This is a genomic window from Pseudomonas protegens (assembly GCF_013407925.2).
Lineage (GTDB): Bacteria > Pseudomonadota > Gammaproteobacteria > Pseudomonadales > Pseudomonadaceae > Aquipseudomonas > Aquipseudomonas fluorescens_AP.
This window is the reverse complement of sequence record NZ_CP060201.1, coordinates 4622965-4643005: the sequence shown is the minus strand read 5'-3', so window position 1 is coordinate 4643005 and position 20041 is coordinate 4622965. Positions and strand designations below refer to the sequence as shown.

The 20041-nt window shown below is 61.3% G+C and carries 22 protein-coding genes and 1 tRNA gene; 6 read left to right on the top strand and 17 right to left on the bottom strand.

Features of this window, described 5'->3' with window-relative positions; all coding sequences use genetic code 11:
- Positions 1 to 24 precede the first annotated feature (24 nt).
- The 7 genes from hscB to trmJ all read right to left on the bottom strand — a co-directional run bounded on the left by hscB (position 25) and on the right by trmJ (position 4948).
- The gene (gene hscB / locus GGI48_RS21605; RefSeq protein ID WP_016968339.1) at positions 25 to 546 is read right to left on the bottom strand and encodes a co-chaperone HscB; all 522 of its coding nucleotides are present in this window, start codon (positions 544 to 546) and stop codon (positions 25 to 27) included.
- A gap of 9 nt (positions 547 to 555) precedes the next feature.
- Complete coding sequence (gene iscA, locus GGI48_RS21600) at positions 556 to 879, bottom strand: iron-sulfur cluster assembly protein IscA (RefSeq protein ID WP_007929524.1); 324 nt, start codon at positions 877 to 879, stop codon at positions 556 to 558.
- A 42-nt stretch (positions 880 to 921) separates the two neighbouring features.
- Positions 922 to 1308: a Fe-S cluster assembly scaffold IscU gene (gene iscU / locus GGI48_RS21595; RefSeq protein ID WP_003443374.1), complete on the bottom strand. Its 387-nt coding sequence runs from the start codon at positions 1306 to 1308 to the stop codon at positions 922 to 924.
- A gap of 94 nt (positions 1309 to 1402) precedes the next feature.
- The gene (locus GGI48_RS21590; protein ID WP_016968340.1) at positions 1403 to 2617 is read right to left on the bottom strand and encodes an IscS subfamily cysteine desulfurase; all 1215 of its coding nucleotides are present in this window, start codon (positions 2615 to 2617) and stop codon (positions 1403 to 1405) included.
- 50 nt (positions 2618 to 2667) lie between these two features.
- The gene (iscR, locus tag GGI48_RS21585) at positions 2668 to 3159 is read right to left on the bottom strand and encodes a Fe-S cluster assembly transcriptional regulator IscR (RefSeq protein WP_011063217.1); all 492 of its coding nucleotides are present in this window, start codon (positions 3157 to 3159) and stop codon (positions 2668 to 2670) included.
- Positions 3160 to 3398: 239 nt separating this feature from the next.
- Positions 3399 to 4175, bottom strand: a complete 777-nt coding sequence (gene cysE, locus GGI48_RS21580; RefSeq protein ID WP_016968341.1) for a serine O-acetyltransferase — start codon at positions 4173 to 4175, stop codon at positions 3399 to 3401.
- Positions 4175 to 4948: a tRNA (cytosine(32)/uridine(32)-2'-O)-methyltransferase TrmJ gene (gene trmJ, locus GGI48_RS21575; protein ID WP_047305964.1), complete on the bottom strand. Its 774-nt coding sequence runs from the start codon at positions 4946 to 4948 to the stop codon at positions 4175 to 4177. Before trmJ ends, cysE begins: the two co-directional genes overlap by 1 nt.
- A 246-nt stretch (positions 4949 to 5194) precedes the next feature.
- Between trmJ and suhB the strand changes: the two genes are divergently transcribed.
- On the top strand, positions 5195 to 6010 hold the full coding sequence (gene suhB, locus GGI48_RS21570) for an inositol-phosphate phosphatase (protein ID WP_011063220.1): 816 nt from the start codon (positions 5195 to 5197) through the stop codon (positions 6008 to 6010).
- Between the two features lie 134 nt (positions 6011 to 6144).
- Here the strand turns inward: suhB and GGI48_RS21565 are convergent, their stop codons facing one another.
- The 6 genes from GGI48_RS21565 to queA form a co-directional block, all read right to left on the bottom strand.
- Complete coding sequence (locus GGI48_RS21565; protein ID WP_016968343.1) at positions 6145 to 6699, bottom strand: glycine zipper 2TM domain-containing protein; 555 nt, start codon at positions 6697 to 6699, stop codon at positions 6145 to 6147.
- A 122-nt stretch (positions 6700 to 6821) separates the two neighbouring features.
- Positions 6822 to 7736 carry a protein translocase subunit SecF gene (gene secF, locus GGI48_RS21560; protein ID WP_016968344.1) on the bottom strand — a complete coding sequence of 305 codons (915 nt, stop codon included), beginning with the start codon at positions 7734 to 7736 and terminating at the stop codon, positions 6822 to 6824.
- A gap of 9 nt (positions 7737 to 7745) precedes the next feature.
- Positions 7746 to 9614, bottom strand: coding sequence for a protein translocase subunit SecD (gene secD / locus GGI48_RS21555; protein ID WP_016968345.1), 1869 nt, complete (start codon positions 9612 to 9614; stop codon positions 7746 to 7748).
- A 62-nt stretch (positions 9615 to 9676) separates the two neighbouring features.
- On the bottom strand, positions 9677 to 10015 hold the full coding sequence (gene yajC / locus GGI48_RS21550; protein WP_016968346.1) for a preprotein translocase subunit YajC: 339 nt from the start codon (positions 10013 to 10015) through the stop codon (positions 9677 to 9679).
- Positions 10016 to 10062: 47 nt separating this feature from the next.
- On the bottom strand, positions 10063 to 11178 hold the full coding sequence (tgt, locus tag GGI48_RS21545; RefSeq protein ID WP_179602086.1) for a tRNA guanosine(34) transglycosylase Tgt: 1116 nt from the start codon (positions 11176 to 11178) through the stop codon (positions 10063 to 10065).
- A 14-nt stretch (positions 11179 to 11192) separates the two neighbouring features.
- Entirely contained in the window at positions 11193 to 12257 is a 1065-nt protein-coding gene (gene queA, locus GGI48_RS21540) for a tRNA preQ1(34) S-adenosylmethionine ribosyltransferase-isomerase QueA (protein ID WP_179599971.1), read from the bottom strand.
- Between the two features lie 108 nt (positions 12258 to 12365).
- Here queA and GGI48_RS21535 point away from each other — a divergent pair.
- Positions 12366 to 12450 (top strand) — tRNA-Leu (locus GGI48_RS21535).
- A 615-nt stretch (positions 12451 to 13065) separates the two neighbouring features.
- Entirely contained in the window at positions 13066 to 13962 is an 897-nt protein-coding gene (gene ppk2, locus GGI48_RS21530) for a polyphosphate kinase 2 (protein ID WP_179602084.1), read from the top strand.
- A 95-nt stretch (positions 13963 to 14057) separates the two neighbouring features.
- Here ppk2 and GGI48_RS21525 read toward each other — a convergent pair whose 3' ends face one another.
- Both GGI48_RS21525 and GGI48_RS21520 read right to left on the bottom strand, forming a co-directional pair.
- A complete protein-coding gene (locus GGI48_RS21525) occupies positions 14058 to 14957 on the bottom strand; it encodes a DMT family transporter (protein WP_179599969.1) in 900 nt (299 codons plus the stop codon).
- A 49-nt stretch (positions 14958 to 15006) separates the two neighbouring features.
- Positions 15007 to 15633, bottom strand: a complete 627-nt coding sequence (locus GGI48_RS21520) for a glutathione S-transferase family protein (protein WP_179599967.1) — start codon at positions 15631 to 15633, stop codon at positions 15007 to 15009.
- An 80-nt stretch (positions 15634 to 15713) separates the two neighbouring features.
- Between GGI48_RS21520 and GGI48_RS21515 the strand changes: the two genes are divergently transcribed.
- Positions 15714 to 16556, top strand: a complete 843-nt coding sequence (locus GGI48_RS21515; RefSeq protein WP_179599965.1) for an AraC family transcriptional regulator — start codon at positions 15714 to 15716, stop codon at positions 16554 to 16556.
- Positions 16557 to 16607: 51 nt separating this feature from the next.
- On the top strand, positions 16608 to 17336 hold the full coding sequence (locus tag GGI48_RS21510) for a hypothetical protein (protein WP_179599963.1): 729 nt from the start codon (positions 16608 to 16610) through the stop codon (positions 17334 to 17336).
- A gap of 99 nt (positions 17337 to 17435) precedes the next feature.
- On the opposite strand, the gene GGI48_RS21505 is transcribed toward GGI48_RS21510, so the two are convergent.
- On the bottom strand, positions 17436 to 18776 hold the full coding sequence (locus tag GGI48_RS21505; protein WP_260620497.1) for an ATP-binding protein: 1341 nt from the start codon (positions 18774 to 18776) through the stop codon (positions 17436 to 17438).
- Entirely contained in the window at positions 18773 to 19483 is a 711-nt protein-coding gene (locus tag GGI48_RS21500) for a response regulator (RefSeq protein ID WP_016968354.1), read from the bottom strand. The genes GGI48_RS21505 and GGI48_RS21500 overlap by 4 nt, the downstream gene beginning before the upstream one ends.
- 167 nt (positions 19484 to 19650) lie before the next feature.
- Here GGI48_RS21500 and GGI48_RS21495 point away from each other — a divergent pair, with 167 nt between their 5' ends.
- Positions 19651 to 19974, top strand: a complete 324-nt coding sequence (locus GGI48_RS21495) for a hypothetical protein (protein ID WP_047305972.1) — start codon at positions 19651 to 19653, stop codon at positions 19972 to 19974.
- Positions 19975 to 20041 lie beyond the last annotated feature (67 nt).

Sequence of the window (20041 nt, the reverse complement as noted above, 5' to 3'; positions counted from 1 at the left end):
GCGTGCGACCGGAGCGGCACTGGGTTAATCGTCGAGGCGCTCTTCTAACTGGCGCACTTCGTAGGTGAGCTTGTCGAGGAACTGCATGCGCCGCATCAGGCGTTCGGCCTGTTCGCGCTGCGCTGCATCATCCCAACAGGCTGCGAAGCTTTCGTTCAGTTCATCCTGGGCGGTCTTCAGCCGACGCTTGAATGCCGCCACACCGGCCAGGTCGGCGCTGTCCTGCAGGTCTTCGAGCTCTTCGCGCCACTGCATCTGCTGCAGAAGAAACTCGGGATCATGCACCGTGACTTCAAGCGGCAACTCGCCGCCCTTCAACGCCAACAGATAACGGGCACGCTTGGGCGGACTCTTGAGCGTCTGGTAAGCCTCATTGAGGCTCGCCGACTGCTCCAGGGCCAGGCGCTGCTCGCGCTCGGACGCATCGGCAAAACGGTCAGGATGAACCCCGCGCGCCAACTCACGGTAGCGCGCGGCCAGCTGCTCGAGATCCAGGCGGAAGCTCGGTTGCAGCTCAAATAAAGCGAAATGACAAGGAGTACCCACTGGAAAGCCTCAAATGTTGAAGCTTTCGCCGCAGCCACATTCACCGCGAACGTTGGGGTTGTTGAACTTAAAGCCTTCGTTCAACCCTTCCTTGACGAAATCAAGCTCGGTGCCGTCCAGATAGGTCAGGCTTTTCGGGTCGATGATCACTTTCTCGCCGTGACTCTCGAACACCTGATCGTCCTCGCCGATCTCGTCGACGAACTCCAGCACATAGGCAAGGCCGGAACAGCCCGTGGTGCGAACACCCAGACGAATCCCATCACCCTTGCCGCGCCCGTTGAGGGAGCGTCGCACGTGTTGAGCAGCCGCTTCTGTCATGCTGATAGCCATCGTGACTCCTTACTTGTCGCCAAATCTGTGAAAGCCGATCGATCAGATCAGGCCTTTCTTCTGCTTGTAATCGCGAACGGCGGCCTTGATGGCGTCTTCGGCGAGTACCGAGCAGTGAATCTTCACTGGAGGCAGGGCCAGCTCTTCAGCCAGCTGGGTGTTCTTGATGGTTTCGGCTTCATCCAGGGTCTTGCCCTTCATCCACTCAGTGGCCAGGGAACTGGACGCAATGGCGGAACCGCAGCCATAGGTCTTGAACTTGGCGTCTTCGATGATGCCCTGCTCGTTGACCTTGATCTGCAGGCGCATTACGTCGCCGCAGGCGGGAGCGCCGACCATGCCGGTGCCGACATCCGGATCTTCCGCGTCCATCTTGCCGACGTTACGCGGGTTCTCGTAGTGGTCGATGACCTTTTCGCTGTAAGCCATGATTCTTAATCCTCACTCATCAGAGAGTCGCTCTCGGGTTCTGCAAATCGCCGTTATCGGCACGTTCTACAGAACCCTGTGCGGCGACTTATATTCAGTGCGCCGCCCACTCGATCTTCGAGATATCGACGCCATCTTTGTACATGTCCCACAGCGGCGACAGAGCGCGCAGCTTGGTGACGGCTTCGCAGACTTTCTGCGCCGCGTAATCGATTTCTTCTTCGGTGGTGAAACGGCCGAAGGTGAAGCGGATCGAGCTGTGGGCCAACTCGTCGTTGCGGCCCAGGGCGCGCAGAACATACGAAGGCTCAAGCGAAGCCGAAGTACAAGCCGAACCGGAAGACACTGCCAGGTCCTTGAGGGCCATGATCAGCGACTCGCCTTCAACGTAGTTGAAGCTCAGGTTCAGGTTGTGCGGCACGCGGGCCGTCATGCTGCCGTTGATGTACAGCTCTTCCAGATGCTCGACCTGCTTGTAGAAGCGGTCGCTCAGGGCCTTGATGCGAGCATTTTCGGCAGCCATGTCTTCCTTGGCGACGCGGAAGGCTTCGCCCATGCCGACGATCTGGTGAGTCGCCAGGGTGCCGGAGCGCATGCCGCGCTCATGACCGCCGCCGTGCATGGTGGCTTCAAGACGCACGCGAGGCTTGCGGCTGACGTACAGCGCGCCAATGCCTTTGGGACCGTAGGTCTTGTGGGCAGAGAACGACATCAGGTCGACTTTCAGGGCCTGCAGGTCGATTTCGACCTTGCCGGTGGACTGAGCCCCGTCAACGTGGAACAGGACGCCTTTGGAGCGGGTCAACTCGCCGATGGCGGCGATATCGTTGATGGTGCCGATTTCGTTGTTCACATGCATGATCGAAACCAGGATGGTGTCGTCACGCAGGGCTGCTTCAACCATGGCCGGAGTGATCAGACCGTCTTCGCCCGGCTCGATGTAGGTCACTTCGAAGCCTTCACGCTCGAGTTGGCGCATGGTGTCCAGGACAGCCTTGTGCTCGATCTTCGAGGTGATCAGGTGCTTGCCCTTGGTATGATAGAAATGCGCGACGCCCTTGATTGCCAGGTTGTCGGACTCGGTGGCACCGGAAGTCCAGACGATTTCACGCGGGTCGGCGTTGACCAGGTCCGCCACTTGGCGACGGGCATTTTCCACCGACTCTTCGGCCTTCCAGCCGAACACGTGGGAGCGGGACGCCGGGTTACCGAAGTTTCCGTCGACCAGCAGGCATTCACTCATCTTCTGCGCCACGCGCGGATCAACCGGGGTGGTTGCAGAGTAATCAAGGTAAATCGGCAATTTCATGGACTCTCTCCTAAATCAGGCTGGCTGGCGTGCCGCTAGCTCTTTGGCTGTCATTCGACGGCTGACGCTTCAATCTTGTCCAGGCGCGGCGCCTTGCCATTACAACGGCGCTGATCCTGACGCTGGGCAACTTCTTGTACCTCACGGCGAGTGACAAGGTCTGCCAAGCTGATACCGCTCAGAAATTCGTGGATCTGCAGGCTCAGGTCGCACCACAGGTGATGGGTCAGGCAGGTGTCGCCGGCATGGCAATCACCCAGCCCCTGGCATTTGGTGGCATCGACCGATTCGTTCACGGCATCAATCACCTGGGCCACCTGGATCCCCTGCATGTCGCGGGACAGCTGATAGCCGCCACCCGGACCACGGACGCTGGACACCAGATTACTGCGGCGCAGCTTGGCGAAAAGCTGTTCGAGATAGGACAGGGAAATGCCTTGGCGCTCAGAGATATCGGCCAGGGAGACCGGGCCATGTTGCGCGTGCAACGCCAGATCAAGCATGGCGGTCACCGCGTATCGGCCTTTAGTAGTCAGTCGCATGGACAAGTACCACGGAGTTTCGGAATGGAGGCGAGTATGCAATACCCGAGTAATCAGGTCAACTATAAGACCAACTACTTTAGTCGGGTTTACCCGCAAAAGAGCGCGCGAATCATAGCAAAGTCTGCGACGTAATGGCACAGCGGGTTGCCAGCAACTGACCCGCGGGGCACTCAGGTGGCATCAGCCCCCTTTCGCCGGCAAGCCGGCTCCTACATTAGGAGCCGCTTGGTGGGTCATCAGCCGGTCTGGCTGTCGCTCTTGCCCTTGACCTCTGCGAAGTCCTCCTCGCGCAGGGCCGGCAGATCCTTGGCGCAGTAGTCACTGCCCAGATCCTTCAGAGCGCCGCACACCCCCTCCAGGCGAGCGTCCACCGCCTGCAGATGGTCAAGCAACTGACCAATGGCCCGCGCCACCGGATCAGGCATGTCTTCGCTGACGCCATATGCATCGAAACCGAGCTTTTCCGCCATGGCCTTGCGCTTGGCTTCCTGCTCGTCACTGGACTTCATGATGATCCGCCCCGGAATGCCGACCACTGTCGCACCCGCCGGCACCGCCTTGGTCACCACCGCATTGGAACCGACCTTGGCCCCCGCACCAACCGTGAAAGGCCCCAGCACCTTGGCGCCCGCGCCCACCACCACGCCGTCCTCCAGGGTCGGATGGCGCTTGCCCTTGTTCCAGCTGGTCCCACCCAGGGTCACGCCCTGATAAAGCGTCACGTCGTCACCGATCTCGGCGGTTTCACCAATGACGATGCCCATGCCATGGTCGATAAAGAAACGCCGCCCCACCTTGGCCCCCGGATGAATCTCGATCCCGGTCAACCAGCGGCCGAAGTTCGACACCAGCCGCGCCAGCCATTTCCAGCCCATGCCCCACAGGGCGGCGGACAAGCGGTGAATCCAGATCGCGTGCATCCCCGGGTAGCAGGTCAGCACCTCGAAGGCGTTACGCGCCGCCGGGTCACGATGAAATACGCTTTGGATATCTTCACGCAAACGCTCGAACATCACTGATCCTTCCGCTTCTGTAGCTCCCCACGGGCCGCTTTCTGGGTTTCCGTGAGAATGCCACGCAATATATTCATTTCCGCCCGGCTGACCGAGCTGCGACCGTACAACCGACGCAGGCGCGCCATCAAGTGCCGCGGCTTTTCCGGATCGAGGAAGTCGATGGCCACCAGCGTCTGCTGCAGATGCTCGTAAAACCGCTCCAGCTCATCCATGGTCGCCAGCTCTTCGCTGCGCGGCGAGGCCACTTCATCCTTCTCGACCTTGGTCGGCTGGCCTTGAGCCACGAGCCAGGACATGCGCACCTCATAGGCCAGCACCTGCACCGCCGTGGCCAGGTTCAGCGAGCTGAACGCCGGGTCCGACGGGATATGCACGTGGAAATGACATCGCTGCAGCTCGTCATTGGTCAGGCCGGAATCTTCACGACCGAACACCAGGGCGATCTGCGCGCCCTGCCCGGCCTCTTCCACCACTTTCAGGCCGGATTCACGAGGATCCAGCAGCGGCCAGGGAATGCGTCGATCACGAGCACTGGTACCGAACACCAGAGTGCAACCGGCCAGGGCCTCCTCCAGGGTGGCGACCACCTGAGCGCTCTCAAGGATGTCGGTGGCGCCGGAGGCCCGCGCATCGGCTTCATGGGACGGAAACACCCGGGGTTCCACCAGCACCAGCCGCGACAGGCCCATGTTCTTCATGGCACGCGCAGCCCCGCCGATATTGCCGGGATGACTGGTATTGACCAGGACGACACGAATGTTCTGCAGCAAGGGAGGCGCTCTCGGACACGGGAAAGGGGAGCAAATCTTACAGAACAGGCAAGACTCCCGCCTCAAAAATAACCATCTGCAACTGACGACGCATCAATCAGGAACCCCCGACCAGCGAGGCGGCCCCACACCTTCCAACGGCGCCACACAGCGGATCAATGCAATCAAAGCGAACACCGACCTTCATCTGCAAAAGTTTTCTGCTAGAATGCTCGGCTTTCTTTAACAACCTTAGGTGACCTATCCATGCAGCCAATGCTGAATATCGCGCTGCGCGCCGCCCGCAGCGCCAGTGAATTGATTTTCCGCTCCATCGAGCGCCTGGATACCATCAAGGTCGACGAAAAAGACGCCAAAGACTACGTATCCGAAGTTGATCGTGCCGCCGAGCAGAAGATCATCGACGCATTGCGCAAGGCCTACCCGACCCACGCCATCCTCGGCGAAGAAACCGGCCTGCATGCCGGTAGCGGCGAAGGCGAAGACTACCTGTGGATCATCGATCCACTGGACGGCACCACCAACTTCCTGCGCGGCATCCCGCACTTTGCCGTAAGCATTGCCTGCAAATACCGTGGCCGCCTGGAACACGCCGTGGTTCTGGATCCGGTTCGCCAGGAAGAATTCACCGCCAGCCGTGGCCGTGGCGCCCAGTTGAACGGTCGTCGCCTGCGGGTCAGCGGTCGCACCAGCCTCGACGGCGCCCTGCTGGGCACCGGCTTCCCGTTCCGTGACGATCAGATGGACAACCTGGACAACTACCTGGGCATGTTCCGCGCTCTGGTAGGCCAGACCGCCGGCATTCGTCGCGCTGGCGCCGCAAGCCTGGACCTGGCCTACGTGGCCGCCGGTCGTTTCGATGCCTTCTGGGAATCGGGCCTGTCGGAGTGGGACATGGCCGCAGGCGCCCTGCTGATTCAAGAAGCCGGCGGCCTGGTGAGCGACTTCACCGGCGGTCACGACTTCCTGGAAAAAGGCCATGTGGTTGCCGGCAACACCAAATGCTTCAAGGCGGTCCTGACCGCCATCCAGCCGCACCTGCCGGCCTCGCTGAAGCGCTAAGCGCCAGCGACAAAAAAAGCACCCTTCGGGGTGCTTTTTTTTATATCCGCTAAACCCGACCTGTAGGAGCCGTCTTGCCGGCGAAGGCGATCTCAAAGCCCATTCGCCGGCAAGCCTCCCCCTACAAGCGAGGGTTATTGGCCGGGTTGATTCTGGTTCTGACCCAGAATCAGACGACCCTCTTTATCCACCGGAATCTGGTTGCCCGGGTCACGATCCATGCGCACCTGGCCTTGCTTGCCGCCCAGGTCGTACTTCACGTCATAACCCACGACCTTCTCACTGATGTCATTGACCGTGTTACAGCGAGTCTGTGTGGTGGTGTAGGTATCACGCTCCTGCATGCCTTCCTGCACCTTGTTGCCCGCATAACCACCACCCACGGCACCGGCCACAGTGGCGAGCTTCTTGCCATTGCCATTGCCGATCATGCTGCCCAGCAAACCACCACCCACCGCACCGGCCACAGTACCGAGGATCTGATGCTCATCCTTGACCGGGCGTTGACGGGTGACCGCGACATCCTTGCAGACTTCACGCGGGGTCTTGATCTGTTGTTTGACCGGCTGCACAGCCAGCACTTGCGCATACTCAGGGCCGCTTTTAACCAGGCTGTAGGTGGCAACAGCACCCCCGGCGGTGACACCGACAGCACCCAATACCGCACCAACCAGCAACGACTTGTTCACGTGAACCTCCTGACCATACAAACGGGACTTGGCCCGCGCTTCTCCCAGCGTTGGAGCAATAAAAAAGGCGCGAGTTCAACACTCGCGCCTTTTTAACTGACAGCCGGAAAAGGGCTAGATCCTCACGGACGGTCGTCCACTTCCTTCTCGGTATTGGCCGGAGGAATCAGATCCTCGCTGTTCAGGTTCAGCCAGATCAGCACCACGTTGGCGATGTAGATCGACGAGTAGGTACCCGCCAGAACACCGACAAACAGGGCGATGGAGAAGCCGTGCAGGTTGTCACCGCCGAAGAACAGCAGCGCAATGATCGCCAGCAAGGTGGAGATCGACGTGGCCATGGTCCGCAACAGAGTCTGCGTGGTCGAGATGTTGATGTTCTCGATCAGGCTGGCCTTGCGCAGCACACGGAAGTTCTCCCGCACCCGGTCGAACACCACGATGGTGTCGTTGAGCGAGTAACCAATGATCGCCAGCACCGCCGCCAGCACCGTCAGGTCGAAGGTGATCTGGAAGAACGAGAGGATACCCACGGTCACGATCACGTCGTGGATCAGCGAGACGATGGCACCGACGGCGAACTTCCACTGGAAGCGGAAGGCCAGGTAGATGAGGATGCCACCCAGCGCCATGAGCATGCCCAGGCCGCCCTGGTCGCGCAGCTCTTCACCCACTTGCGGGCCAACGAACTCGACGCGCTTGACCTGCGCCGGGTTGTCACTGCCTGCCTTCTGCAGCGCCTCGGCCACCTGGTGACCCAGTTGCGGATCTTCACCCGGCATCCGCACCAGCAGATCAGTGGTCGCACCAAAGCTCTGCACGATGGCTTCGTGATAACCGGCATCGTTCAGTTGCGAACGCACCTTCATCACATCCGCCGGACGCTCGTAGGTCAGCTCGATGAGCGTACCGCCGGTAAAGTCCAGACCATAGTTCAACCCCTTGTGGAACCAGCTGAACAACGCCAGAACGGTAAGGAGCACAGTGACGCCGAACGCAAAGTTGCGCACGCCCATGAAGTTGATAGTACGTAACATGGCAGCCCCTTAAATCCACAACTTCTTGAAGTCACGACCGCCGAAGATCAGGTTGACCATCGCGCGGGTCAGCCAGATGGCCGTGAACATCGAGGTAAAGATCCCGAGGGACATGGTCACCGCAAAGCCCTTGACCGGGCCGGTGCCCATGGCGAAGAGGATGCCGCCCACCAGCAAGGTGGTCAGGTTGGCATCGAGAATCGCAGTGAATGCCCGGCCGAAGCCTTCGTTGATTGCTCGCTGCACCGTCATGCCGGCGGCGAGCTCTTCACGTATCCGCGAGAAGATCAGTACGTTGGCGTCCACCGCCATACCCATGGTCAGCACGATACCGGCGATACCCGGCAGGGTCAGCGTCGCCCCCAGCAAGGACATCAGGGCCAGCAGCAGCACCATGTTCAGCGCCAGCGCCACCGTGGCAATCACACCGAAGAAACGGTAGATGGCAATGATGAACAGCGACACGAACAACATGCCCCACAGCGACGCATCGATACCCTTGGTGATGTTGTCAGCACCCAGGCTCGGACCGATTGTGCGCTCTTCGGCGAAGTACATCGGCGCCGCCAGACCACCGGCACGCAGCAGCAGCGCCAGTTCGGAGGACTCACCCTGGCCATTGAGGCCGGTGATGCGGAACTGGCTGCCCAGTGGCGACTGAATGGTCGCCAGGCTGATGATCTTCTTCTCTTCCTTGAACGCCTGGACCGGTACGTCTTTCTCGACGCCGTCGACCATCTGCTTGGTGTAGGTGGTGACCGGCTTCTGCTCGATGAAGATCACCGCCATGCTGCGGCCGACGTTGCTGCGGGTCGAACGATTCATCAGCTCGCCACCGTGACCATCAAGCTTGATGTTCACCTGTGGACGACCATGTTCGTCGTAGCCGGCCTGGGCATCGGTCACCTGGTCACCAGTGATGATCAGGCCACGCTCGATCAGCGCTGGAGGACGATTGCCCTCACGGAATTCGAAGGACTCGGAAGTCGCCTTGGAAGCACCCGGCTCAGCGGCCAGACGGAATTCCAGGTTGGCGGTCTTGCCCAGGATCCGCTTGGCTTCAGCGGTGTCCTGCACGCCCGGCAGCTCAACCACGATACGGTTGGCACCCTGACGCTGAACCAGAGGCTCGGCCACACCCAGCTCGTTGACCCGGTTACGCACGGTGGTCAAGTTCTGCTTGATGGAGTATTCGCGGATTTCCGCCAGCTTGGCCGGGGTCATCGCCAGACGCAGCACCGGTTGGCCATTGAGGTCGGCCGGTACGATATCGAAATCATTGAAGTTCTTGCGGATCAGCGAACGGGCCTGTTCACGGCTGTCTTCATCGCTGAAGCCCAGCTGGATGGCACCATTGAGCTGCGGCAGGCTGCGATAGCGCAGACGCTCTTTGCGCAGCAGGCTCTTGACGTCGCCTTCATAGACTTTCAGGCGGGCATCGAGGGCTTTGTCCATGTCCACTTCCAGCAGGAAGTGCACACCACCGGACAAGTCCAGACCCAGTTTCATCGGGTGCGCACCGAGGTTGCGCAGCCATTGCGGGGTGGTTTGCGCCAGGTTCAACGCCACCACATAGTCATCGCCCAGCGCCTTGCGCACTACATCCTTGGCCGGAAGCTGATCTTCCTTGTTGATCAAGCGCAGCAGGCCACCCTTGCCGTTGGCGGCAATGGAAGAAGCCTTGACCTTGATACCGGCGTCGGTGAGCGCTTTGCTCGCATGATCCAGATCCGCCTGAGTGACCTGCAACGCGGTGCTCGCACCGCTGACCTGAATGGCCGGATCATCAGGGTATAGATTGGGAGCGGAATAAATAAAACCGATCGCCAGCACCGCCAGGATCAGTAGGTACTTCCACAGAGGATATTTGTTCAGCATCACGCCGCCCGTTTATGACGCGGGGCGCCTTGCGCGCCCCGTCGATTGGTAAAAGATGAAACTTAGATCGCTTTCAGCGTGCCTTTTGGCAGCGTGGCAGCGATCGCGCCCTTCTGGAACTTCAGCTCAACGGAGTCCGACACTTCCAGAACCACGAAGTCGTCGGTCACTTTGTTGATCTTGCCGGCGATACCGCCAGTGGTCACAACTTCGTCGCCTTTCTGCAGGTTGCTCAGCAGGTTTTTCTGCTCTTTGGCGCGCTTGGCCTGTGGACGCCAGATCATCAGATAGAAGATAGCCAGGAAGCCGATCAGGAAAATCCACTCGAAACCAGTGCCAGCAGGACCGGCAGCAGCAGGTGCAGCGGCGTCCGCATACGCGGCAGGGATCAAAAAGCTCATTTAACACTCCGATAATTGCAGAATTGGTGGCTTAACGTCTTTAGAACTTACTCTAAAGGCGGCACGGGTAACCCGCGTTTGGCATAGAAGGAATCGACAAAGGCGGCCAATGTACCTTGTTGAATAGCCTCGCGCAAACCAGCCATAAGACGCTGGTAATGGCGCAAATTATGGATGGTATTGAGCATACTCCCGAGCATTTCCCCGCACTTGTCCAAGTGATGCAGATAGGCACGGGAGAAGTTCTGACAGGTGTAGCAATCACAAGTTGGGTCCAGCGGCGAATCATCATGGCGATGGAACGCGTTACGGATTTTCAGCACGCCTGTATCGATGAACAGATGCCCATTGCGGGCATTGCGGGTTGGCATCACGCAATCGAACATGTCCACACCGCGGCGCACACCCTCAACCAGATCTTCCGGCTTGCCAACTCCCATAAGGTAACGAGGTTTGTCGACAGGCATCTGGCCCGGCAGGTAGTCCAGCACCTTGATCATTTCATGCTTGGGCTCGCCCACCGACAGACCGCCGATGGCCAGGCCGTCGAAGCCGATCTTGTCCAGGCCTTCCAGGGAACGCATGCGCAGGTCCTGGTGCATGCCGCCCTGGACGATGCCGAACAGCGCCGCAGTGTTGTCGCCGTGGGCGTTCTTCGAGCGCTGAGCCCAGCGCAGGGACAGCTCCATGGAGATCCGCGCCACGTCCTCATCGGCCGGGTACGGCGTGCATTCGTCGAAGATCATCACGATGTCCGAGCCTAGGTCGCGCTGCACTTGCATCGACTCTTCCGGGCCCATGAACACCTTGGCGCCGTCCACCGGCGAGGCGAAGGTCACGCCCTCTTCCTTGATCTTGCGCATCGCCCCCAGGCTGAACACCTGGAAACCACCGGAGTCAGTGAGAATCGGACCGTTCCACTGCATGAAATCATGCAGGTCGCCGTGGGCCTTGATCACTTCCGTGCCTGGGCGCAGCCACAGGTGGAAGGTGTTGCCGAGAATGATCTCGGCGCCAGTGGCGACGATATCCCGCGGCAACATGCCCTTGACCGTGCCGTAGGTGCCCACCGGCATGAAGGCCGGGGTTTCCACCGTACCGCGGGGGAAGGTCAGGCGACCGCGACGAGCCTTGCCATCAGTGGCCAGAAGCTCGAAGGACATACGACAAGTGCGACTCATACAGTTTCCTCGGGGGCCGGATCCTTGGGAGCGGTCGGCGCGGGATTACGGGTGATGAACATCGCATCACCGTAGCTGAAAAAGCGGTACCCATTTTCCACCGCGGCGCGATAGGCGGCCATGGTCTCGGGATAACCGGCGAACGCCGAAACCAGCATCAACAGCGTGGATTCCGGCAGGTGGAAGTTGGTCACCAGGGCATCGACCACATGGAACGGCCGGCCCGGGTAGATAAAGATGTCGGTGTCGCCGCTGAACGGCTTGAGCACGCCATCGCGGGCGGCGCTTTCCAGGGAGCGCACGCTGGTGGTGCCCACCGCCACCACCCGGCCACCGCGAGCCCGGCACGCGGCCACTGCATCCACCACGTCCTGGCCGACTTCCAGCCACTCGCGATGCATATGGTGATCTTCGATGCGCTCGACCCGCACCGGCTGGAAGGTCCCGGCACCGACATGCAGGGTCACGAACGCCGTCTCCACCCCCTTGGCAGCTATCGCCTCCAGCAGCGGCTGGTCGAAATGCAGCCCCGCGGTCGGCGCTGCCACGGCGCCCAGGCGCTGGGCGTACACGGTCTGATAGCGCTCGCGATCGGCGCCTTCGTCCGGGCGGTCTATATAAGGAGGCAACGGCATGTGCCCGACCCGGTCCAGCAGCGGCAGCACCTCCTCGGCGAAGCCCAGCTCGAACAGCGTGTCGTGGCGAGCCAGCATCTCGGCCTCGCCACCGCCCTCGATCAGGATCTTCGACCCCGGCTTGGGCGACTTGCTGGAGCGCACATGGGCCAGCACACGATGGCTGTCCAGCACCCGCTCGATAAGGATCTCCAGCTTGCCGCCGGAGGCCTTCTGGCCGAACAGACGGGCCGGAATCACCCGGGTATTGTTGAACACCATCAGATCGCCAGGGCGCAAATGCTCAAGCAGATCGGTGAATTGACAGTGGGCCAAGGCGCCGGTTGGCCCATCCAGGGTCAACAGACGGCTGCCGCGACGCTCGGCCAACGGATGGCGGGCGATCAGCGAATCAGGAAGCTCGAAGGTAAAGTCAGCAACGCGCATGATGGGGTTCGTCTAGCAGGGCCGGAAAGTTTAGCGGAATAACTAAAAATTGACCACGAAAGCCGATTGACCAACGGTAACCGCCTCTCTATACTTCGCCGCCATTGAGCCCTGATGGCGGAATTGGTAGACGCGGCGGATTCAAAATCCGTTTTCGCAAGAAGTGGGAGTTCGAGTCTCCCTCGGGGCACCAAGCACATAGCTCAAGACGTTGCTCAATACGTCTTGAACCCAAAGAAACCGGCCACTTGAGCCGGTTTTTTTGTGCCTGACTTTTCGCCCGGCACCGACCAGAAACCTGTGTATCCCGGCTTGTACCCTGAGCTATTCAGCGAACTGCGGGATACAAAGACACCTGGCTTGTTCAGTCTGGATCAGCCCCTGATTCCCCCATCTTCCAGGCTTGCGTCTGGTTGTCCGACGCCACTCGACCGTCGCATTACGCTGCGCCACCCCGGCATTCCAGCCCCACAGATAAATCCGAAGCTATCGCCAGAAAAAATCTCAACTGACTACCGACTTTTCCTTATTGCAAACTTGATCGAGATCAACGGCCCCTAGCCCCCCAACCCTAAAAATGACCGGAGGACATTGAACGCAACTACAGGCCCCTCCCATGAGTGAAGAATCCACCGCCCTGCCCCTGCCTCCCGCCCCGGTGCAAAAGGCCCCGGCCAGCACCAGCCCCGCCAGCACCAAGGCCGCTCCACGCAAAGCCGCCACGCCGCGCCCACGCCGCCCCCGGACCACCAAGGCCGCCCCGGTGAAAGCCGCCGAAGCCGAAATCAGCGCCATCAGCCAGAAGCCCATGGCCCTGCAAGTGGCCAGCGCGCCTCGCGGTTCCAATGAAGACAGCGTGTCCGCTGCGCTGCCGGGCAACTATCCGTATCGCAACCGCATGCGCCGCGCCGAGTACGAAAAGGCCAAGAACGAGCTGCAGATCGAGCTGCTCAAGGTGCAGAGCTGGGTCAAGGAAACCGGGCAGCGCATCGTGGTGCTGTTCGAAGGCCGTGATGCGGCCGGTAAAGGCGGCACCATCAAGCGCTTCATGGAACACCTCAACCCCCGTGGCGCGCGGATCGTGGCCCTGGAAAAGCCCTCGGAACAGGAAAAGGGCCAGTGGTATTTCCAGCGCTACATCCAGCATTTGCCCACCGCCGGGGAAATGGTCTTCTTCGACCGCTCCTGGTACAACCGCGCCGGGGTGGAGCGCGTGATGGAGTTCTGCTCGCCCCTGCAATACCTGGAGTTCATGCGCCAGACCCCAGAGCTGGAACGCATGCTGTGCAACAGCGGCATCCTGATGTTCAAGTTCTGGTTCTCGGTGAACCGCGAAGAACAGTTGCGGCGCTTCATCTCGCGCCGGGACGACCCGCTCAAGCACTGGAAGCTCTCGCCCATCGACATCAAGTCTCTGGACAAGTGGGACGAATACACCGCCGCCAAGCAGGCGATGTTCTTCCACACCGACACCGCCGATGCACCGTGGACGGTGATCAAGTCTGACGACAAGAAGCGCGCGCGGATCAACTGCATCCGCCATTTCCTGCATGAGCTGGACTACCCGGGCAAGGACCTGAAAGTCGCCCACGCCCCGGACCCACTGCTGGTCGGCCGCGCCTCCCGAGGGCTGGAAGAAGACGAGCGCACCCAGGCCCAGGCTGCGACAGATGCCGGCGCTACAAAGCTGGCCCTGTCGGCCTGACGGGCAGGTAAAAAAACTGCGCACAGACAGGCGGGTCTGGGCGCAGTAAAGGTTCAGCACAACGCTGAATCAGAACGCTGCATCAGATCGGGGCCTCAAGCGGCCTCGGTCACCGGTGTCACCTTGACCGGCGGTTTGATCGAACCGATGTACACGGCAAAGATCGTCAGCAACGCGCCGGCGATCTGCAACGCCGAGCTGGCCTTGCCGAGAAACGCCACGTCGACGAAGTAGGTGATCACCGGCTCCAGCAACAGGATCAATCCCGCCAGTCCGAGGCTGATGGCACCGATGGAGCGGTTGACCAATAGCCAGCCCACGAACTGCACCATCACCCCATAGATGATCAGCATCACCAAGGTCTGCCCATCAACGATGGCCAGGCTTTCTCCCATGGCCAGGGCGTAGGCCAGCAGCACCAGCGCGGCCCACAGGCTCAGGTTGAGCATCTGTGCGATCTTGTCGCCACCGCCGTCAGGCAACTGCGTGTTGACCTTGAGGAAATACACACAGACGGCGTAAGCCAAGCCCGACAGCACGCCATACACCACGCCCTTGATACCCAGAGCACTGCTCATTTCCGGCAGCAGCAACAGATACAGTCCGACAAACGCCAGGGTGATGGAGATCAAAAAGTAGAGCGAAGGCTTTTCCTTGAGCAGATAAAAGCCCAGCAGGGTCATGAAGAACACCTGGCAGTTGGTCAGGATCGAGCCGATACCCGGGCCGACGATGTAGATGCTCTGGTGCCAGAGCACCAGGTCGATGGCCAGGAACACCCCGGCCAGGGCCGTGTACAGCCTAGCCTTGGCACTCTTGAGCCGCACCGGGATGCGGCGCACCTTGAGCAGCACAAAGAACAGGATCGAAGCGAACAGCATGCGGTAGAACCCCGCCCCGCCCGCGCCGATATGGGCAAAGGCCACCGCCAGGGCCGACAGGCTGAGCATCAGCCCCCCCAGGGTCAGCTCCACTACCGCTCTATTGCTCGACATAGATTTCCCCACCCTGATTGACCTTGCAGTTGCCTTGCTCGCTGCACATTCAAGTTTCCTGCATCGCCAGTTTCAGCCACTGCAACACCGGAGGGTGCAGCAACACCGCATCGGCGTAGGGTTTCAGATCCTCGGGAATGGCGATGCCATAGCGCATGAAGCGCAACAGCACCGGCGCAAACATGGCATCCACCACCCCAAAGGTTCCGCACAGGAACGCCTCGGACTGGCTCCTGGCCAGCAACTGGCGCCAGATCGAAAACACCCGTTGGATCTCGGCCTCAGCCGCCTGGCTCAACACCTGGGCAGGCTCGTCGCGGTTGACCCCGAACGGCAGTTGGGTGCGCAACTGAATGAAACCGGCATGCATTTCGGCGCAGGCCGAGCGCGCCAGTGCCTTGAGTCCGGCATCCGCAGGCCATAGCTGAGCCTGGGGCCAGTGTTCCGCAACGTATTCACAGATCGCCAGGCTGTCGTTGATCGACAGGTCGTCCTGCAACAGCACCGGCACCTTGCCCGACGCTGAATAGGCAAGGATTCGCTCGCCGGTCTGCGGCGCCTCCAACTTGATCTGGATGACCTCAAAAGGCACATCCGCAGTGACCAGGACCAACCAGGCCCGCAATGACCAGGAGGACTTCTTGTAGTCGCCGATCACCAGTTTCATCACACTCATCGCGTCTAGCTCGCAGGATTCAAGGAGTGGTAAATTTAGCGGCCGGCAATCTCTGCGTATTGCACAAAACTGGACATGGAATGGATGCCCACCAGAACCTCCCTACACCTCCGCCCGAGGATTTCTCCCGCTTCTGGCGCATTCCGGAAGGTGACTGCGAGCTGCTGGCGGCCCGCTACAGTCGGCAGTCGTTTGGCCGTCACAGCCATGACCGCTATGCCCTAGGCGTCATCAGCGGCGGCGTGGAAAAACTCTTCTATCGCGGCAGCCACCACCTGGCGACCCAGGGCTGCGTGGTGACCATCAGCCCCGGCGAAATCCACGACGGGGTCCAGGCCTGCGACCAGGGCTGGGTCTATCGCATGCTGTACATCGACCCGCAATGGCTGAACCAGGCGGTCTTCGGTAACCGCTTCGGCAGCGAACACATCCACCTGTTCCGCGAAGTGCTGGGCGAAGATCCGGCGTTCGCGCGATGGTTCCTGGCGCAGCATCAACTGATCGAACAGGCCGACAGCCCCCTTGAGCGCGAAACCATCCTGCTGGAACTGCTGGAGCAGCTGTTCCAGAGAAACGGGGTGCGCCTGTCGACCCGTGATGCCAATGAGCGGGTGGCGGTGCAGCGTATCCGCCAGCGCCTGGACGAGCACTGCGAGCAGAACATCCCCCTGGAACAACTGGCAGCCCAGGTGAACCTGGAACCGCTGTACATGATCCGGGTATTCAAGAACAGCCTGGGCATCTCGCCCCACAGCTATCAGATCCAACGCCGCATCGCCCGGGTCCAGAGCCTGTTGCGCAGCGGCACAAGCCTCAGCGAAGCCTCGATCCACTGTGGTTTCTTCGATCAGAGCCACATGACCCGCGCCTTCAAGAAAGTCGTCGGCATCACCCCCGGTCACTTTCGCCATCGCCACACCTGACCCCAGTGCCGCTTGCCCCGAGCACCGGCCCATTCCTCAAAGGATTGCTCCATGCCCACAGTTGCCGCCCCGAACCTGACCCAACTACCTGAAGGCGCCACCGCCTACCCCGACGCCCGCGAGCTGTTCGTCGCCGACCAGCAGGAGCTGGCCGAACACCTGCTACCGCTGCTGTCCTTCGACGCCAGCCTGATCAATCCCGAGTGGTCCGGCCGCCTGCATCTGCTGAGCCCTATCGAGCCCGACGAGGGGCTGGTGGGCGAATTGACCGACGATTACGAATTCGGCAGCGAGCTGCTGAAAACCAACTGGATCGGCTTCAAGATCGAGAACGGCCGCTATCGCCTGTGCGGCAGCCCACGCTATTTCTTCCTCCACGGCGACAACGCCGAGTTGCCCGAATCCCGGCGTAACCAGCGCGCCAACCTGCAACACCACTACCGCAAGCAGCACGCCGCCTACCTCACCGCGCGCCAGCGCCATCAGGAACTGGGCTACCTGACCTGGCCCAAGAACGACAAGGAGCGCCTGACCTATATCGAGGAAATGGGCGGTGTGGCCGAGGGCTACGGCAACTGGGTGGAAACCGTGGAGTTCCCCATGGACGTCGAAGAGTCGGACGACAGCTGCAATATCTGGCCCCTGAGCCCGGCGGGCCGGCGCTTTCAGCACGTGCTCAGCGTGCCGGCCTACCACTACGGCATCAGCGGCGCCGACCGGGTGGTGATGCTCTACGAACCGGTGGAAGGCCTGGTGCTGTTCAGCTTCGACTGGTCCTGAGCCGCAACGGATCACCGAGCCCAGGCCGGGATCGGCCGGCCAGGGCGCTCGAAGGGCTTCGCAAGGCCCTTCGGGCCTTGTCGCAGGCTGCGCCAGCGCCTACAGCGGCAACTCCACCCGCGCTTCCAAGCCACCGCCGTCACGGTTGAACAGACGCAACTCGCCGCCATGCTCGCGAACGATGGCCCGCGCCGCCGACAGCCCCAGGCCCACGCCACCGGTGCTCTTGTTGCGCGAACTCTCCAGCCGGTAGAACGGCGCAAATACCTGCTCCAAGGCCTCGGGCGGGATTCCCGGGCCACGGTCCAGCACCCGCACCCGCAGTTGATCGGCGCCCTGCTCCAGCACGATGGCCGGCTCGCCCCCGTACTTGATCGCGTTATCCAGCAGGTTGGTCATCACCCGCTTGAGCCCCAGGGGCCGGCCGCAATACACCAGACGCGGCGGGCCGCTGAAAAGGATCTCCATGGACTGGTCGCGATAGTCGTCCACCAGGGTCTGCAGCAGCTCGGCCAGATCGAAATGGGTGGCCTGTTCCAGCCGCGCATCGTCGCGAAAGAACTCCAGGGCCGAATTGATCATGGCCTGCATTTCGTCCACATCACGAAACAGGCGCTGCTGCTGATCGGCATCCTCGATGAACTCGCCGCGCAGGCGCATGCGGGTCAGCGGCGTGCGCAGGTCATGGGAAATGGCCGCGAGCATCTGCGTGCGGTCCTTGATGAAGTGCTGCAACTGCGCCTGCATGGCGTTGAAAGCGAGGATGGCCTGACGGATCTCATGGGGGCCCACCGGATCGATGGGCGGCGCGCGAAAGTCCACGGCAAAGCGCCGCGCGCCCTGGGCGAACTGCTGCAGCGGCTTGGCCAGCCGGCGCGTGGCGATCAAGGCCACAAGACCAGTGGAGATCAGCACCAGGGCGATCACGATCAGATTGCGCGTACCCTCTTCCAGGCCCCAACTGCGCGACGCCGAGGAAAACATCAGCCAGCTTTGGTCGCTCAACTGCACCAACAACGCATAGCGGCCTTTATCGCTTTGCCAGTCGCTGGGCTGATAGGCCTCGATATGCCGCTGCGGCGGGCCGAGCAAGGCGCGAAACGCTTCGGAGCCATCGCGGTATTCCGAGTCCTCCAGCAAAGGCAGATCCAGGCCTTCGCGCGTGGCCTGCCAGACGATGCTCAAGTGATCGTTGCTGACCGACGCCGCCAGCCGCGAGCGCTGGCCCGGCTCCGAGGCTTCGATCATGCGCACGATGGCCGCGGACTTTTCCAGCAACCCGGTTTCCGCCAGCGGTGGATAGGCCCATACCCCGGCCAACTGCACGAACAACGCATTGAACGCCAGGGCGGTGAGCATGGCCATGATGATGGTCAGGGCGATCCAGCGCGCCACGGTGTCGCGCAGGCGATAGCGCCACAGGGGCTTGATCAGCTTCACTGGCGGGTCACGCTGGGGGTGAACAGGTAGCCGCCGTTGCGCACGGTGCGAATCATCGCCGGGCGCTTGGTGTCGAACTCCAGCTTGCGCCGCAGGCGGCTGACCTGGACATCGATGCTGCGATCGAAAGCGTCATGGGCCTGGCCCCGGGCCAGGTCCAGCAACTGCTCGCGGGTGAGGATGCGCTGCGGGTGCTCGACAAACACCAGCAGCAGGTCGAATTCCCCCGCCGACAACGGAATCATCACCTGGTCCGGCGAGCGCAGTTCGCGACGGGTCAGGTCCAGCTGCCAGTCGGCGAACTTGATCAACGGCCGTGGCACCTCGCCGCTCACCGGCCGGCTTTCCCCGGCCCGGCGCAGCACCGCCCGCACCCGGGCCAGCAGCTCACGGGCATCGAAGGGCTTGCTCAGGTAATCGTCGGCGCCCATCTCCAGGCCCACCACCCGGTCGCTCAACTCGCCCATGGCGGTGAGCATGATCACCGGCGTGGCGTGCTGCTGGCGCAAGCGCTGGCACAGGGTCAGGCCGTTGTCGCCGGGGAGCATCAGATCGAGGATGATCAGGTCCGGCAGCTCGCGCTCCAGTGCCGCCCACAGCGACGCGCCATCGGTGGCCACGGCCACCTGATAGCCCTGTTGGACAAAGAATTTCTTCAGCAGCGCGAGGACTTCAATGTCGTCGTCCACGATCAAGAGACGGCTCACCAGCGGACATCACTTCAACTCGGAATGAGCGGTTATCTAAAACCATTCGCCGCCCGGCGTCATATATTTCAACGCCGTAATAAACCTTCAGCGGCGCAATAAAGCAGACATCTTTGCGCAAGGTTTGCCTGCCAGCATCGGCCTCCCCTTGCTGGAGAACCCTGACCATGCGCCTGATCAACCCCGCCCCGGCCCCTCTCGTCGCGCAGGATCTGCCCCTGCCCACCTCCGATCAACACGCCCTGATGCTGCTGCAACGGGTGACCAAACTCGCCGACGCCAGCCTGCATTGCCGCGAAGTCAGCCTGCGCCTGTCCGACGACCAGCACCACCTGGTGCTGACCCGCTACAGCGAGCACTACAGCCCCGAAGGCATGGAATGGGTCGAGCGCAAGCACCGGGTGTCGGTGACCGAGCTGTTGCGCTGGGTGATCGAGCAAGGCCAGCCGCAGAGCATTGAACGCGGCGAAGAGCACAAAGCTTCGGCCTGAGGCCTGTAGGAGCGAGCTTGCTCGCGATGCACGTCAACGATAACGCGCGTTCACAGGGAAGAATGCG